The sequence below is a fragment of the Alteromonas nitratireducens genome, assembly GCF_040812025.1.
Classification (GTDB): Bacteria; Pseudomonadota; Gammaproteobacteria; order Enterobacterales; family Alteromonadaceae; genus Alteromonas; species Alteromonas nitratireducens.
In genome coordinates this window covers 559,351-575,568 of the sequence record NZ_JBFNPK010000001.1, presented here as the reverse complement: position 1 = coordinate 575,568, position 16,218 = coordinate 559,351, and the positions used below count along the sequence as shown (strand labels likewise).

14 protein-coding genes are annotated in these 16,218 nt (G+C 51.5%); 6 read left to right on the top strand and 8 right to left on the bottom strand.

The annotated features are described in order from the left end of the window. Nucleotides 1-114 precede the first annotated feature (114 nt). Together AB1N33_RS02585 and AB1N33_RS02580 are read right to left on the bottom strand one after the other, a co-directional pair. A complete protein-coding gene (locus AB1N33_RS02585) occupies nucleotides 115-1,308 on the bottom strand; it encodes an amino acid aminotransferase (protein ID WP_411269953.1) in 1,194 nt (397 codons plus the stop codon). Between the two features lie 85 nt (nucleotides 1,309-1,393). Then, nucleotides 1,394-2,164 (bottom strand): NRDE family protein, encoded by a 771-nt coding sequence (locus AB1N33_RS02580; RefSeq protein ID WP_411269952.1) that lies wholly within the window; start codon nucleotides 2,162-2,164, stop codon nucleotides 1,394-1,396. A 40-nt stretch (nucleotides 2,165-2,204) separates the two neighbouring features. Between AB1N33_RS02580 and AB1N33_RS02575 the strand changes: the two genes are divergently transcribed. Both AB1N33_RS02575 and AB1N33_RS02570 read left to right on the top strand, forming a co-directional pair. Continuing rightward, the gene (locus tag AB1N33_RS02575; RefSeq protein WP_411269951.1) at nucleotides 2,205-2,861 is read left to right on the top strand and encodes a lysophospholipid acyltransferase family protein; all 657 of its coding nucleotides are present in this window, start codon (nucleotides 2,205-2,207) and stop codon (nucleotides 2,859-2,861) included. Further along, nucleotides 2,861-4,120 carry a cystathionine gamma-synthase family protein gene (locus AB1N33_RS02570; RefSeq protein ID WP_411269950.1) on the top strand — a complete coding sequence of 420 codons (1,260 nt, stop codon included), beginning with the start codon at nucleotides 2,861-2,863 and terminating at the stop codon, nucleotides 4,118-4,120. The genes AB1N33_RS02575 and AB1N33_RS02570 overlap by 1 nt, the downstream gene beginning before the upstream one ends. A 61-nt stretch (nucleotides 4,121-4,181) precedes the next feature. On the opposite strand, the gene AB1N33_RS02565 is transcribed toward AB1N33_RS02570, so the two are convergent. Then, a complete protein-coding gene (locus AB1N33_RS02565; RefSeq protein WP_411269949.1) occupies nucleotides 4,182-6,668 on the bottom strand; it encodes a CHRD domain-containing protein in 2,487 nt (828 codons plus the stop codon). Nucleotides 6,669-6,871: 203 nt separating this feature from the next. Here AB1N33_RS02565 and AB1N33_RS02560 point away from each other — a divergent pair, with 203 nt between their 5' ends. After that, on the top strand, nucleotides 6,872-7,474 hold the full coding sequence (locus tag AB1N33_RS02560) for an FMN-dependent NADH-azoreductase (protein WP_411269948.1): 603 nt from the start codon (nucleotides 6,872-6,874) through the stop codon (nucleotides 7,472-7,474). 133 nt (nucleotides 7,475-7,607) lie between these two features. Here the strand turns inward: AB1N33_RS02560 and AB1N33_RS02555 are convergent, their stop codons facing one another. Further along, nucleotides 7,608-8,159 (bottom strand): glutathione peroxidase, encoded by a 552-nt coding sequence (locus tag AB1N33_RS02555; RefSeq protein ID WP_411269947.1) that lies wholly within the window; start codon nucleotides 8,157-8,159, stop codon nucleotides 7,608-7,610. A 160-nt stretch (nucleotides 8,160-8,319) separates the two neighbouring features. On the opposite strand from AB1N33_RS02555, the gene AB1N33_RS02550 reads away from it, so the two are divergent. Beyond that, a complete protein-coding gene (locus AB1N33_RS02550; RefSeq protein WP_411269946.1) occupies nucleotides 8,320-10,797 on the top strand; it encodes a S9 family peptidase in 2,478 nt (825 codons plus the stop codon). A gap of 32 nt (nucleotides 10,798-10,829) precedes the next feature. Here AB1N33_RS02550 and rrtA read toward each other — a convergent pair whose 3' ends face one another. Beyond that, nucleotides 10,830-11,438, bottom strand: coding sequence for a rhombosortase (gene rrtA, locus AB1N33_RS02545; RefSeq protein ID WP_411269987.1), 609 nt, complete (start codon nucleotides 11,436-11,438; stop codon nucleotides 10,830-10,832). Between the two features lie 131 nt (nucleotides 11,439-11,569). On the opposite strand from rrtA, the gene AB1N33_RS02540 reads away from it, so the two are divergent. Next, complete coding sequence (locus tag AB1N33_RS02540; RefSeq protein ID WP_411269945.1) at nucleotides 11,570-12,334, top strand: enoyl-CoA hydratase; 765 nt, start codon at nucleotides 11,570-11,572, stop codon at nucleotides 12,332-12,334. A 60-nt stretch (nucleotides 12,335-12,394) separates the two neighbouring features. Next, nucleotides 12,395-14,107, top strand: coding sequence for a gamma-glutamyltransferase (gene ggt / locus AB1N33_RS02535; protein ID WP_411269986.1), 1,713 nt, complete (start codon nucleotides 12,395-12,397; stop codon nucleotides 14,105-14,107). Between the two features lie 173 nt (nucleotides 14,108-14,280). Here the strand turns inward: ggt and AB1N33_RS02530 are convergent, their stop codons facing one another. From AB1N33_RS02530 to cysK, 3 genes are all read right to left on the bottom strand, one after another. Beyond that, a complete protein-coding gene (locus tag AB1N33_RS02530) occupies nucleotides 14,281-14,559 on the bottom strand; it encodes a peptidylprolyl isomerase (protein WP_411269944.1) in 279 nt (92 codons plus the stop codon). A 21-nt stretch (nucleotides 14,560-14,580) separates the two neighbouring features. Beyond that, entirely contained in the window at nucleotides 14,581-15,045 is a 465-nt protein-coding gene (locus tag AB1N33_RS02525; RefSeq protein ID WP_411269943.1) for a hypothetical protein, read from the bottom strand. Between the two features lie 139 nt (nucleotides 15,046-15,184). After that, the gene (gene cysK, locus AB1N33_RS02520) at nucleotides 15,185-16,150 is read right to left on the bottom strand and encodes a cysteine synthase A (protein WP_411269942.1); all 966 of its coding nucleotides are present in this window, start codon (nucleotides 16,148-16,150) and stop codon (nucleotides 15,185-15,187) included. Nucleotides 16,151-16,218 lie beyond the last annotated feature (68 nt).

Here is a 16,218-nt window from a genome sequence, read left to right as displayed (position 1 = left end):
CAATGTAATTCTATTAATGTTACTGATATGAGTACGTTACGGATCGCTGCTGCGTTTTGTCTGGCGATAAAAAAGCCGGCATGAGCCGGCCTTTGTGTGCTGCTTGTGGTGCGTTTACTTAAGCACTGACACCAGCGCTTTGGCCAGCGTATCAACGTTCTGCTGATTGATGCCGGCAATATTAACCCGGCTTGAGTCAACAAAGTACACGCTGTGCTCACTGCGCATCGCTTGCACCTGTTCTGGTGTGATACACAGGAAAGAAAACATCCCCTTTTGCTGATTCACAAAACTGAAGTCGCGATCGGCACCATTCTCTGCCAGTTTGTCAACCAGCAGTGAACGCAGTGTCTGCATGCGGTTGCGCATCGCATTGACTTCAGTTTCCCAGTCCTGCCTCAGGGCGGTATCGGTCAGGATAATGTCTACCAGTGCACCACCATAGCTCGGTGGCATAGAGTAAATACCCCGTGCAACTGACTGAATTTGCCCCTGTGCGATATCCCGGGTCTTACTGTCATTCGCAATGATCGCAGCCAGCCCGACACGCTCCCGGTAAAGTCCGAAATTCTTGCTGCAGGATGCCGCAATGATAACTTCCGGCAGGTTCTCACTCAGCAGGCGAACACCATAGGCATCATCTTCCAGACCGTCACCAAACCCGAGGTAGGCGACATCAATAAATGGCAGGAAACCACGTTCCTGAGCCACGCTGAGCACCTCATCCCACTGAGCGTTAGTCAAATCGGCCCCGGTTGGATTATGACAACAGCCGTGGAGCAGGACGATATCGCCTTTTTCGGTCTTTCTTAAGGTATCCATCATGGCGTCAAAACGGATACTGGCAGTTGCTTTGTCGAAGTACGGATAGGTTTCAATTTTCAGACCTGCAGAACCAATCAGCGGAATATGGTTAGCCCAGGTTGGGTCGCTGACCCACACACGGCCGTCCTTATTACAGCGTACTAACAGTTCCGACAATATACGCAGGGCGCCACAACCACCCGGCGCCTGGACAGCGGCGACACGGTTGGCCATCAGTACCGGACTTTTCTCGCCCAGTAACAGTGCCAGCATGCCATCAATGTAGCCCTGATTGCCCTGTGGCGTAATGTAGGTTTTGGTTGTCTCACGCTCCAGCAGAATGCGCTGGGCCTGCGCAACGCTTGACATGATTGGAGTATTACCTTGCTCGTCTTTATAAACACCGACGCCAAGATCAATTTTTTTCGGGTTTGGATCGTCTTTAAACGCCGCTGATAAGCCCAGAATAGGATCAGGAGAAAGGGGGGATAATACTTCAAACACAAAGTTGTCCTCAGATTGCGTGAATTGGCTACCGGCATTATGCCACTGCCAGAATAAAATTCGAGTATTGCCGACAGAAATTATGTCACGTGGGTGGCAACACGTGATGCACTGTCGACAGGCGTGCTCCGTCAGGAGTGAATTGTCGTTCATGCCAGTGCAATACGCCTGACCGGTCAGCAAGCAGTATCGTCGAGGCGCGGGTCCCGTACGCTTCACTGCGGATAAAAATAGACGACAGGCGCTTTTCCCACTCGTACGGTACGCCGGTGTCAGGCAATGCGCTGTCATCAGCCGGAGTATCATCCTGCAGAAGACTGAATAATGCGTCGGCGTCAATCTTATCTGCCTGCTCGCAATAGCGAGTGAGTAATCTCATGCCTCGCGTTACTTTCGGCCAGGGAGAGTTCAGTGCGGCGTTGGATAAACCATGGATCCCCGGCGTTACTGGCAACAGGGTGTCGAGCTGGTTGTTATAAACCTGCAGGCGGTCTTGGTTGCCAAACAGCAGGTTGTACCCGTTATAGCGGTTTCGCGATGCCCGCAGACGCGCAGTAAAGGCATCATCGGTACTCTCTGGGTGACAAAGATAGCCGGTGACCAGCTCCCCGCGGGTCTGTGCGTCGGCTTGTTGTCGGGCCGGATCGCGAATATTCGTTAGCGCGGCAATCCTGCCTCCACGGGTAATGCCCATCCAGGTGCCACCTGCTTCCAGATCCTGACCGGCAAGCAGGTCGGGTGATGTTGACCAAAAATGCGACGCGCTAGCCGGACGGGCATGAAACTCATCGCGGTTGGCGGCAATTATCAGTGGAAAATCATCACGCTGCTGGTGGGCAATAAACAAGATGCACATAGCAAGGCTCAGGTAAACGTGCTAAAAAAGGTCACTATACATGAGTCACAACACTGTGACAGTAGCGTATTATGGTGTAGCTATTCCCATGAGTAAAAAGTTATCAACGAATCTGGTAGGTCAGTCCGTTCCCCGTCAGTGGCCGCACTGGTTATCGGGCTTTGCACAGTGGCTGATGCGCGTGCGTGGCTGGCAGGCTGAGGGTGAACTGGCGAATCGGCCTAAGATGGTGATCAGTGTTGCGCCACACACATCAAACTGGGATTTTTTCATCGGCCTTTTTGTGCTGTTTGCGCTGCGGCTGAAAGTGTCGTTCTTTGGCAAGCACACGTTGTTTTTCCCTCCGCTTAGCTGGGTGATGAAAGCCATTGGTGGTATTCCTGTAGAGCGTAGTCGTTCACATGGCATGGTGGGCGCGATTGCAGATAAAATTAAAGCGACAGAGCAATTGTTGCTGGTACTGGCGCCGGAGGGAACACGACGACCGGTGTATCCCTGGAAAACCGGCTTCATGCAAATTGCCAAAGCTGCCGGAGTGCCCGTGCAGCTGATTGGGTTTGATTACATAAAAAAACGCATCATTTTCGGTCCCGTCATTGAGCAGGTCATTGATATTAATCAGCAAATGCAAACGGTCTATGCGTTTTATGCTAGTGTGACGGGCAAATTTCCAGAGAAGTGCAGGGTATCTGAATAATGGGTTCAATCAACGATAAGTTTGGCGGGTTTACAACCCGTCGTGTACATGCCGATCGCCTTATCAATCATCCACAAGACGGTGCGGTGCATACACCGCAAACCAGCTCGGTGCTGTTTGAATATACTGATGCGCAGGAGATTGTTGATGTCTTTCAGGGCAAAAAGCCCGGCCATGTTTACGCCCGTTCATCATCAGGCTCGGTAGTGGCGCTGCAAACCATGATGCAGGATCTGGAAGAGGGCGTTGGCAGTGTATGTTTTGCCACCGGCATGGCGGCGATCAGCGGCGCGTTGCTTGCACTGTTCCGGCAGGGCGATCACCTTATTGTTAGTCAGTACCTGTTTGGTAATACGCGGAGTTTCTTTAATACCCTTGCTGACCTTGGCGTGCAGATCACCTATGTGGATGTGACCTCGGTGGAAGCGGTAGACGATGCTTATCAGCCAAATACCCGTGGGGTGTACACGGAAACCATTGCAAACCCGGTCACTCAGGTTGCTGATCTAAACGCAATAGGACGTTTTTGTGCATCGCGTAACATCCTGTTTATGGTTGACAACACTATGACACCGCCGCCGCTATTTAACGCCAGCGCAATGAACGCGTCGCTGGTTTTCAGCTCACTGACCAAATATGTCGGCGGGCATGGTAACGCGCTCGGCGGCTGCGTCACTGACACCGGACATTATGACTGGACGCGGTTCGCCAACATAAAAGAGGTGTACCGCACGGGCGATCCGGCGCAATGGGGGCTGACCCAGATTAAAAAGCGTGGTTTACGTGATATGGGCGCAACCATGGCGTCATCGTCGGCACACGCGTTGTCTGTTGGCATGGAGACGCTCGCATTACGAATGACGCGAAGCTGTAATAATGCCCTGAAACTGGCGACGTTTCTGGAAAATCAGCGTCAGGTGAAGCGTGTGTATTACCCGGGCTTGTCTGATCATCCTCAGCACTTTATTGCACGAGAGCAGATGAATGGCTATTACGGGGCTGTGCTCAGTCTCGACTTACAGGACGGTTACGACCCGATAAAGTTTCTGAATAACCTTCAACTGATTATCTGTGCGACCCATCTGGGGGATAACCGCACGCTGGCACTGCCAGTAGCGCAGACAATATTTCACGAGAGTGGAAAAGCAGGACGGGCCGAGATGGGGATTTCTGAAAATATGATCCGGATGTCGGTGGGGATTGAGGAAATTGATGATCTGGTTAGCGATGTATCGCAGGCGCTGCAATCGCTATCATAGGCAAAACTAATAAAAAACACCGCACATTGTGCGGTGTTTTTGTTCTGGTAAGTCTTGCGGTTTATTCAAAACCCACTGTAATTTGACCACGAATTTCACCCGACGGATTGGCGTCGGTGTGAAAGTTCGTGTAGTACCCTGCATTTTGCATGGTCATCATCTGATCAGCCGTCAGCATGACGCCATCGGGCACAGACCAGGTACCATCACCATTGTCAGTAAGCGCAAATACAACATCGCCATTCACACCCGCTTCGCCAGCGTGTACATGTGCTGCTGTAGGCATGATATCTACAACAGTCATCACGCCCCGTAAGTCGCCACTGGTTGTATTCAGTGTAAAGGCACCATAACCGTAGGCTGATGTTGAGACTGCCGGAACTTCCTGATCACCATCTGCCATAATGCCATACACTTCAATGTTGGCCGGGGTAATCTGGCCACGTATTTCGCCGTTCGGGTTCGCAGGAGTGTGGAAGTTAGTATAGTGACCGCCTGACAATAACTGGGTTGCTGTTGCTTCGTCCAGCATCAGATAACCGTCTGTCATCCAGGTACCTGCCACTGTCATGCTCTCGGTCAAAGGCGCAACAACACCGCCTGTTTCACCAGCATAGCCACTATGGATATGTGCAGCGGTGGCCGTTTCAAGATCCATGGTGACTGCTGTCAGCATGACACTGTTTGTAGTGGTGTCAAACAGCGCATAGCCATAGCCCATAGCCATCGTGTCTACAGCGGGTACCGACTGGGTGCCGCTGATAGGGAAGGTAACCACTGCTGTGGTATCAGGCACAATCTGCCCACGCACTTCACCGGAAGGATTAGCGTCAGTGTGCACATTCAAATACCATTCACCGTTTTGTAAGTCTTCCAGCAGCTCGGCGGTCAGTGCTGTTTCGTCCAGCATGAACGTACCATCGCCCATGTCTGTTAATGCAAACGCCACGTCACCATTAAAGCCAATATCACCGTCGTGAACATGCGCTGCGGAAGCGCCCATTACGTCAGAAACATCCAGAGTAACTTTGAAGGCGGGCAAATCGGTGTCAATTTCAACGATGGCGGTTGCTGAGCTCATGGTGTCGACCGCTGGCACTTCCTGGCTACCACTCAGAGACACGTTATAGGTCATGTCAGCCATAAATGCAGGAGGCGGTGGCGCCAGATCATCCAGTAGAATAAGCCCTGGAAGGTCACCTTCCATTTCGCCATTTACTGCAATTGCTGTGTAAATGTTGCCGGCATCCAGTGACAAGACCCCGGTCTCAATTGCTGCGGTTTTTGTGCCGGTAGGTGTTACCGTTACAACATAATCACCCGCAGCCAGACCAACATAACCGGTCTCAGCCAGTTCGCCAGTCATGTAATCAACATTCGCAAAGGCAGGATCGACAGCATCAATTTCGCCATCTGCGGTGACATAAATATCTACCGGGCCAGCGGCAGGTGAAGCGTGAATAATTCTAACCCGTGCTTCAGTGGCAACCCGGCGAGGGTTATCCGTTAGCAGATCAAGTTCTGGCGCGCTTAACGTATTGTTCGCAATCGCTGTGTAACTTACACCCTGTGCCAGAGTTACCGGTGCATCGTCAATAGCTACAATGCTGTTGTCGGCATCAGCAACCACGTCAATGACATAGTCGTCCGGAGCGACACTGACATAACCGGTCGCAGATGGGAAGGCGATGCCATCAACCAGGGTAACAGCGTTATTTGCTATCACATCTACTGCAGGTGCATCACTAATGCCGTGCACCACACGTATATCAGCTGTCGCATTAACATCCCATAATTTGGTTGCCGATGTACCGTCAGCCACCAGCAACGTAACGGGAGAATCACCTGTACCTGTGTTGTTGGTTGCTGCCACAAGCAAGTCGGCGCCGTCAGGCAAAGGTACGGTACCTGAGTCAAACACCACGGTCGTATCACCCGCTGGCGTTATACGAATACGATAGTCACCTGCAGGTACCTGCAATAAACCGGTAGCATCGGTGAAAGCGGCAGTCACCAACGGCTGCTCGTCTTCTAATACAGCATCAGGCGCGGTCACATAGATATCGACCGTGGGGGCCATAGATGCCGCATGAACTATCTGCACCTGCACGTTACCTGCTTCAACGGATGTCTCTGCGCTGGTAACCGGCAGAAGCATCAGAGATTCATCACCAACGTTTCCTACGGCGAAGATATCGTAGTTAGTGTCAGCTTCAAGTGTGACATCTGCCTGTAATACTTCGGCGTCGTCGCCGGGCAGGTTGGCTATTACACCAATATCATAGGTGCCGGTTTCCACTTCGAAGCGGCCTGAAGATACTTGGTAGTCAACCATTTCAAGACCATTAAGAATGGCATCGTTTGCAGTGATGTTAACGGTTGGTGCATCGGAAGACGCGTGAATTACACGGACATTAGCATATTCTGGCACCTGTGGGAGCGGCTCGCGGTTTTCAACGTTACTATCGTTATCATCGTCATCCAACCAGCATCCGCTCAGTAGTTGTGGTACTATCAGCGCTGCAAGAAGCACTCTGATCCTTTTCATGGTTTATTCCTCGTAGTTGTGTTGTCGCAGACTCAATTACGCGTGGAAAAATCGGTAGGATCGTTGCTTTTTGCAACATTACGTCAACGTAATTTTAACCTCCATTAATTCTATTTCTTAGAATAAAGCCTTCGTAATTATCCAATTTCATTCTTTTTAGTGTGACGTAAACTAGACTCATCACCGTCGAGGAGAGTGAAATTATGAAAAATGTTCTTGTTGTTTATTCAAGCCTGAATCCGCAAGCCGGGAATTCTACCAAGCTGGCTGCACAGTACGTCGATGCCCTTAAACAGAAGGGTGATGTGAAAATAGTAGAACGCGATTTAATGGCGTCATCGCTTGACCATCTGAGTGCAGAGGAAATGGGCGCGTGGATGACGCCTGAAGAACAGCGCACCGACGCGCAGCGTGCGCTGGCAGCCGTCTCTGAGTCGCTGATTGAAGAAGTGAAGCAGGCTGATGAAATTGTACTGGCTGTGCCGATGTACAACTTTGGCGTACCGTCGGTATTGAAAGCCTGGTTTGACCGCATTGCCCGTGCCGGTATTACTTTCCGCTATACCGAAAACGGTCCGGTTGGTTTGCTGGAAAACAAAACGGCAACGGTTCTGGCGGCTCGTGGTGGAATGTACGCTGGAACGCCAAAAGATTCTCAAACCACATTTATTAAAGATTTTCTGGCCTTTATTGGTATTACTGACGTGCGCTTTGTTTACGCGGAAGGCTTGGCGATGGGCGAAGAAACCGCCAGCAAAGCGTTTTCACAGGCAAATGAAAAAATTATTGAACTTACCGCTGCATAAGCGGACTAACTTAATGCAGTTAGCATAAACGTGTCGATTGCACGCCCGTGCAAGCAGCGTTTCCGCTAAAGTGTGTTCCAAGTTGAGTGTGCTTGATTGCCCCGCGTCATTACGCGGGGCTTTTTTATGTGCTTTACTGACCCATCGCACGTTCGACGTCAGCAATCAGCGTTGCATCGGACGGCGTCACGCGGCTGGAATAGTGCTTGACGATATTACCGTCTTTATCCACCAGATATTTGTTAAAGTTCCACGACGGTTCCTCACCGGTCGCTTGGGCCAGCATACGGTAGAGCGGGTCGGCGTTTTCACCTTTCACATCGGTTGGCTCAAACATCGGGAATTTTACGCCGTAGGTGAGTTCGCACAGCTCGGCCGTTTTCTCTTCGCTGTCAGCTTCCTGGTTAAACTCGTGAGATGGGAAACCAAGGATGGCGAAATTCTGATCCTTATACTTCTCGTACATAGCTTCAAGGCCCTCAAACTGAGGCGTAAACCCGCAGTAACTTGCCGTGTTGACGATCAGCAGCGCTTTACCCTGATACTCTTCGCACAGGTTAACCGTTTCCTGAGAGTTGAGTTTTCGCTTCATGAACTTCAGTACAGCAGGGCAGCTGTTTGCGCTGGCTGTGCCGGTGACGGCCAGACCAATCAACAGACCAAGTGATGTAACAATTTTCTTCATTATGACTTCCTCGATGATAGTTAGCCTCTGTTATATCTCAGCGCGCTGAAGAATGGATCAGATTTTGAGACGACTTACCCGTCTGCCATGACGAGCATTGACCGCACCTTGATGGTGATGCGTATAATGACGCAGAAAGCTCAACGACAATGAAAATAACATGAATAAAATTACTACCTACCTTCTTGCTGCCGGGCTGGCTGGTTCATTGAGTGCCTGCGTCAGCACGGCAGATTCATCGGCCCAACAGCCCGTACCGGCTGTGGTTAAGCAAACCATCACACCTGATGTTGTACCGTCGACAAGCGATGATACGATTACCCTGAAACAGATAATGAGTGATCCGCAATGGCTTGGCCGCCAGCCTGAATCCATGGGCTGGTCGCTCGATGGGGCGCACATTGTTTATGAACGCGAGCGCGAGAACAGCCATCTGAACGATGTCTACGCGGCGTCGGTCAGTACGCCTGAGAACGCAACAAAGGTGTCACTGGATAAGCTTCATGAGTATCGTTTCGATGAGAAGGTAACCAGTGCTGACGGCAAATACACCGCGTTTAAATTTGAAGACAGTGTTTATGTGCGCATGCGGGACAACGCGGTTGTCCAGCTGACCCGGGGTGGTGCACCGCTGTCGAATCTCACCTTCATGACGGACAACCGCCTGATGGCGCAGTCGGGCAGTAAGGTGGTTGCGATTAACCTGACAACCGGGCAGCGAGAAGAACTTGTTAGCTGGTCGTTCAGTGAAGAGCCGGTCGCGGTGAAACCCGCAAATGATTATATTGCTGCAGAGCAGCAGTCACTGATTGCGTACATTGCCAAAGTGCGTCAGCAGCGTCAGGATGCTGCCGATGACGATGAAGCACTGGCCAGAGCCAGCCACAGCGTGGCGCCTGCACCATTCTACTTTGATCCCAATCATCAGCTGGTAGCTGCGTCGGTATCACCGAATGGGCAATACGCGATTGTTGCCACGGCTGAGAAAACCTCGTGGCGCGATGACAGCGACATCATGCCGCACTATATCCAGGAAGATGCACGCATTAAAAGCGTACCTGCCCGTCGTCGTGTTGCCGACGCCAAGCCGGTCAACCACGAATTGTGGCTGCTGGATCTGGCGACCCATACCAAGCAGGCGTTGCCATACACTACGCTTCCCGGATTCAATGAAGACGTGCTTGCTGAGGTAAAGCGCGAGAATGCCAGGGCGAAAGGGGAGACCTACGAGGTCAACCGCCTGCCACGCGACATTATCCTGATGAACAGTTGGGACTGGCGCGAATCCTCCATCCAGTGGCATAACAATGGTGAACAGGTCGCGATCATGCTTGAGGCCTGGGATAATAAGGATCGCTGGATAGCGACCGTCGATTTTGAAAAGTCGGCGCTTGTCAGCCAGCATCGCCTGCACGATGATGCGTGGATCAATTACAGCCATAATCAGTTTGGCTGGCTGAATAACAGTGAGCGGTTGTTCTTCGTGTCAGAGGAAAGTGGCTACGCGCACCTGTATCTGATGACACCCGGACAGTCGGCACGTGCACTGACCAGCGGCCAGTTCGTCACTGATAATCCGACCCTGACCAAAGACGATCAATGGCTGTATTTCACTGCCAACAAGACGCACCCTGGTGTGTATGAGGTCTACCGTGTCAGTATCGAAAGCGGCGAAATTCAGGCGATGACCAGCCTCAATGGCATTACCGAGTATGCGCTAAGCCCTGATGAGCGACATCTGTTACTTAGTCACAGTAAAGTGACCCGTCCAGCCGAGCTCTATCTGAAAGCGGCTGAGCCAGCCACTGAGCCGAAAAAAGTGACTGACACCATCAGTGAGGCTTTCCTGGCGATGCCGTGGGCAGTACCCCAGGTGGTCGCGATACCGTCATCACATACCGAGCAGCCTATTTATGCACGGGTCTATCTGCCGGAAAACTACGACCAGGGTGAAGCCCGCCGTGCAGTAGTGTTTAACCATGGCGCAGGTTATCTGCAAAATGCCCACCTTGGCTGGTCAGGCTATTTCCGCGAATTTATGTTCAACAGCATGCTGGTGCAGCAAGGCTATGTCGTCATCGACATGGATTATCGTGCATCGAAGGGCTACGGCCGTGACTGGCGCACTGCCATTTATCGCCAGATGGGAACGCCCGAGGTGCAGGATCTGCAGGATGGGGTCAACTGGCTGGTGGAGAACGCCAATGTGGATCGCGCGCGGATCGGTACGTACGGCGGCTCCTACGGTGGCTTCCTGACATTTATGTCGATGTTCACCGCGCCGGATCTGTTCAAGGCAGGGGCAGCGCTGCGTCCGGTTACTGACTGGGCTCACTATAATACCGGGTATACCTCGAATATCCTCAATACACCGGATGTTGATCCCATTGCATTTGAGCGCAGTTCGCCCATTTATTTCGCTGAGGGCCTGAAAAACGCGCTGCTGATCAACGCACCGATGGTTGACGATAACGTGTTCTTCCAGGACTCTGTTCGTCTGGTTCAGCGTCTGATTGAGCTGGAAAAAGAGAACTTTGAGACCGCCATTTATCCGGTAGAGCCTCACGGCTTTGTTCAGCCAAGCTCATGGCTGGATGAATACCGCAGAATATACAAGTTGTTCGAAACCAATTTGTAATGAATGAAAAAGGGAGCGTGAAGCTCCCTTTTTTAATGCGTGGACTGCGTTGATGTGGCCGGTTGGCGGGTCAGTCCCCACATCAGCAGAAATATGATAATGCCAGAGAGGCCACCGTACAGATGTGCATCCACCGCAACGGTGGCATCAATAAGCGTGGCGACGCCGTCGCTGCTGCCGGCAATTTGCTCATGACCGACTTTCACTGCGCCGCCAATCAGCAACAACCACCCCGAACGCAGGCCCTGGCGGATATCCATGCAGGCGCCCCATGCGAACAAACCGTGTAATGCGCCAGACAGGCCCGCATACCAGATGAGATCCGGAGATAAAAAATACAGGCCGGTGCTGGTACCAAAACAACACCACAGAAAGACCCGCATAAAGCGCGTAATGTGATAATGATGGCCGTGCAGCGCCCACAACAACGCCAGTCCGGCAAGGTTCAGCAGTAAATGATAACCGTTGGTGTGAACAAAATTGCCGGTAATTAACCGCCAGGTCTCAAATCCGTCAATGGCATAACGATCATACGCCAGCCATTGGCCTGACAGTGGTTCAAAGGCAAAGGCAACTGCACTTAGCAGTGCGATAAGCAGCGGTCCGACGCTGTGGGTTGGTGAAACAGGTAACGAAAGTATCATTGATAGTTATTTTCGGATTGAACCAATGGCCGCTATCATACAGCATTACACCGAGATAACATCCACAGGAAAGGGCGTTACTGCCGCCACAGCCGTTATCTGGATAACGCGTAAGCAATGGAGACACTATGAGTTTAATTAACACGCATATCAGTGACCAGGTACTGACTATTACACTGGCGCGGCCAGAAAAGAAAAATGCACTGACCAGAGAAATGTACCAGCTGATGGCTGATGCAATTGATGAGGCTGGTCAGGATGATTCAGTAAAGGTAGTGTTGCTGCGCGGTGAAGGCGATTGTTTTACCGCCGGTAATGACATCAGTGATTTTGCCAGCCGCGATGACAGCGAGCACGTGACTGAAACTGCGTCTTTTATGCGAGCACTGGCAACCTGCCGTAAGCCGGTTGTGGCTGAGGTTGAAGGGCTTGCAGTCGGAATTGGTACAACACTGTTATTGCATTGCGATCTGGTTTACTGCGCGCCGGACACCCGGTTTGTTCTGCCGTTCATTAATCTGGGACTGGTTCCTGAGTATGCGTCTAGCTATCTTTTACCACGCCTTGCAGGGCATCGTAAAGCGGCCGAATGGCTGATGCTGGGTGAACCGTTCGGGGCCGATGACGCACTGACATTTGGTATTGTCAGCGGCATTCTGGAAAAAGCTGCGCTGAGCGAAAAAGTGCAGCGTGTCTGTCAGCAACTGACGCAAAAGCCTGCATTTGCACTGACGCATACCAAAAACCTACTTAAAAACGACAGTGATGCGGTGATTCAGCAGATGAACGAAGAGCTGGATGTGTTTATTGAGGCCATGTCGATGGATGCCGCGCAGGAAGCCTTCGATGCGTTTCTCAACAAGCGTCCGGTTAATCCGGAAAAATTCAGATAGGTGGGACTCGTGCTGTATAACAAAACCTGTAATGCACTGATCTCGTCACTGCGTGTCACCCTGCTTGCGCTGACGATAAGCGCAGGGGGCGTGGCCAGCGCCCAGCAGGTGCAGGAGCCTGAAGCCGCCACGGGTTACCAGGAGAAGCAGGCGTTTATCGCCCGTGACTACATTGTGACGGCCGCAAACCCCTATGCGAGCTGGGCCGGTAAAAACGTAATAGAACGCGGCGGCAGTGCGATTGATGCAGCTGTCGCTGTGCAGGCTATGTTGTCGCTGGTCGAGCCGCAGTCTTCCGGTATTGGCGGTGGCGCGTTTATTCTTTACTGGGACAATAAAAACAAGGTACTGCATACATTCGATGGTCGCGAAATGGCGCCTAAAGCGGTGAATGCGCACTGGTTCATGGACGGCAACAAACCCATGAAGTGGATTGATGCCGTGGTTGGGGGCAAGTCTGTTGGTGTGCCCGGTGCAATAAAGGCACTGGAAACGGCGCAACAGCGTTTCGGAAAACTGGAATGGGAAACCTTATTCAGTGATGCCATTACGCTGGCGGACGAGGGGTTTGAGGTTTCTCCACGCCTGGCAAAACTGGTTGCGCTGAATTATCACCCCGGTCTTAAGACCTTTCCGGCAAGTTCAACCTATTTTTATCCTGGCGGTATGCCGTTAAAACCCGGCTATAAGCGCACAAACCGCGCACTGGCACGCACGTTAAGAGGTATCGCTGCAAACGGGGCGGATTATCTCTATCAGGGGGAAATGGCCGAAAAAATCCTTGATGCGGTGAATAACGCGCCAATTAATCCCGGCAATATGTCGATGGATGATCTCAGCGACTACACCGTGATTGAGCGACAACCGGTGTGCGGCGATTATCGCAAAAAGCGCGTTTGTGGCATGGCGCCACCCAGCTCTGGCGGGATCAATGTTTATCAGATCCTGAAACTGCTTGAAGGTCAGCCATTATCAGCGTTTAAGCCCGGTTCGGTGGAATTTGCTAATGTGTTTGCACAGGCCAGTGCGCTGTCCTATGCCGATCGCGAACGTTACGTTGCTGATACCGATTTTACTAATTTACCGTATGCAGCGCTGATTAACCCCGCCTATCTGTCGCGGCGGGCCGAAGAGATCGCACCCGACAAGCCCTGGCGCCGCGCCAGGGCAGGGGCGCCCTATGCCGAGGCGCAAATCCGCACCGGGATGTCCATGGAGCAGCCGAATACCTCGCATATCTCAATTATTGATAAGGACGGCAATGCGGTGTCGATGACAACCAGCATCGAATTTATGTTTGGGTCGGGTTTGATGGTGGGCGGTTTTATGCTGAACAATCAGCTGACTGACTTTTCGTTTATGCCGACCCGCGATCGTTATCCGGTGCTCAATCGGGTTGAGCCGCATAAGCGACCTCGCAGTGCAATGAGTCCGACCATGGTATTTGATGAAAACGGTGAACTGGAAATTGTGGTTGGTTCGCCGGGCGGCAGCCGTATCATCAGCTATGTTGCGCAAACCCTGATAGGGGTGATTGATTTTGGGATGAACATTCAGGAAGCGATCAATATGCCCAAAATCACCAACCGCAACGACTACACTGCGCTGGAAGCGGGTACGTCAGCAGAGGCGCTGGCAGAACCGCTGAAGAAGCTCGGGCACAAGATAAAGATCATGGATCTGAACAGTGGCCTGCATGGCATTCAGATTAAACAAGGGAAACTCTATGGCGGTGCCGACCCCCGCCGTGAGGGCATTGCCGTAGGGCAGTAATGCGGACAAACAGGCCGGCGTGTGCTGGCCTGTTTATACGACTTTTTCCCTTTTGATTTGATTCTATTAGTCATAAACCTCGAGAGAGTGCGGCCTGCGCTGCAATGACGACTTTCTTCGATGAAGCGAGTTTCTGCTATTTGTCTGTCCTATGAAAAACGTCAAACAAAAAGCTAGCTCCGGTAAACCGTCTTAATCAAATGAAAACCAAATTTGGTTTTTACTGGGCCATGCACTTCAAAAAGGGCTTTCTTGAACACAACATCGTCAAAAGCTTTGACCATATCGCCACGGTTAAACTCTCCTAAATCTCCTCCGCGTTTGCGGGAGGAACAAAGAGAATGCTTTTTGGCTAGCTGCTGAAAATTAGCGCCTTTGGCTAATTGTTGCTTAAGGTTTTCAGCCTCTTCTTTAGTCTTTACCAGAATATGGTAGGCGCTGGCTCGTGACATGGGATGCTCTTCTGCGCGCATTTACAGGAAATGATCCGGGTGAATTTTATCTACCCGCCATTCACCGCCTTGTTTAATTAAATCGAGGCTACGGATATCCTCAACTTTGTCACCGTTGTAGCTGCCGCTCAGGAACAGGGTGATGGTCGATTCTTCTGCAAACTCGCTACGCGCAACCCGGCTGCTTTCCTGTGGCGTAATGTCTACGGTATCAAACTTCAGGTTGAACAAATGGCGCTGCACATTGCGATTGGTGTGGTAATTCAACAGGATCCGCGCCATTTTGTTAGAACTCATCTCAACAGCCACATCCAGCGTGTCGTCCATGTAGATGCTGCGCATAAACATGACTGCCGTGTATTCCGGCGTGCCTTTATCCAGCATGCCGTAGCGGCCAACGCGTTCTTCTTCCTTTTTCTGACAGGCAGTCAGACCAAGTGCCAGCAGGGCGATAAGAAAAATTCTGAATAAGCGGTGTGTCTTCATAGTACGTTACTGCCGTCGAGTTAGTTTTGATCCTGAAGCAGAATCAGCGTAGCACCGTTTTTACCATGGCTTCAAAAAGAAAAAAAGCGCGTACGTTGATATAACGTGCGCGCCCTGATACCTGATCACAAAGAAGTCGTTATTGTATTTCTTCTGCGTCTGAAAACTCACCGGCAAACAATGGGCTGGAGAGATAACGCTCTGTACCACTGGCAAGCAGCACCACAACCACCTTGTCTTTGTTTTCAGGACGTTCGGCAAAACGCTTTGCCGCAACCACTGCGGCACCTGATGAAATACCGGCCAGAATGCCTTCTTCTTTCATAAGACGGTGCGCCATTTCCATGCATTCTTCATTGGTAACCTGTTCCACTTCATCAATCAGATCAAGGTCCAGGTTGCCAGGGATGAAGCCTGCACCAATACCCTGAATTTTGTGAGGTCCGGGAGTCAGTTCCTCGCCATTTTTGGCCTGAGTGATAACTGGTGAGTCAGCAGGCTCAACGGCAACAGACGTGATGGCTTTACCCTGCGTTTTCTTAATATACCGGCTGACACCCGTAATGGTCCCGCCAGTACCCACGCCGGCAACAAACGCGTCGACTTTACCCTCGGTATCATTCCAGATTTCCGGGCCGGTGGTTTTTTCATGAATTTCAGGGTTGGCCGGATTATCGAACTGCTGCAACAGCACGTACTTGTCCGGATCAGAGTCAACAATTTCCTGTGCGGCAGCAACCGCGCCTTTCATTCCTTTAGGCGCCTCTGTCAGTACCAGGTTGGCTCCCAGTGCCTTTAACAGTTTGCGACGCTCAAGGCTCATGCTGCTTGGCATCGTCAGAGTCAGTTTGTAACCACGCGACGCGGCAACAAACGCAAGGGCAATGCCCGTATTACCGCTGGTCGGTTCAACAATTTCTTTGCCAGCTGTCAGAACACCGCGTTTCTCCGCGTCCCAGATCATGTTTGCGCCAATACGGCACTTCACGCTGAAGCTGGGGTTTCTTGATTCAATTTTGGCATAGACGTTACCTGAGGTAACGCGATTCAGCTTGACCAGCGGCGTGCGGCCAATAGATAACGAATTGTCGTCAAATACGTGCATGGTTTATCCTTTTTTGTTGATGATCCCCAAAGTGAACCCGTTTAAGGGGGTTGCCTGTAATAAGGTAC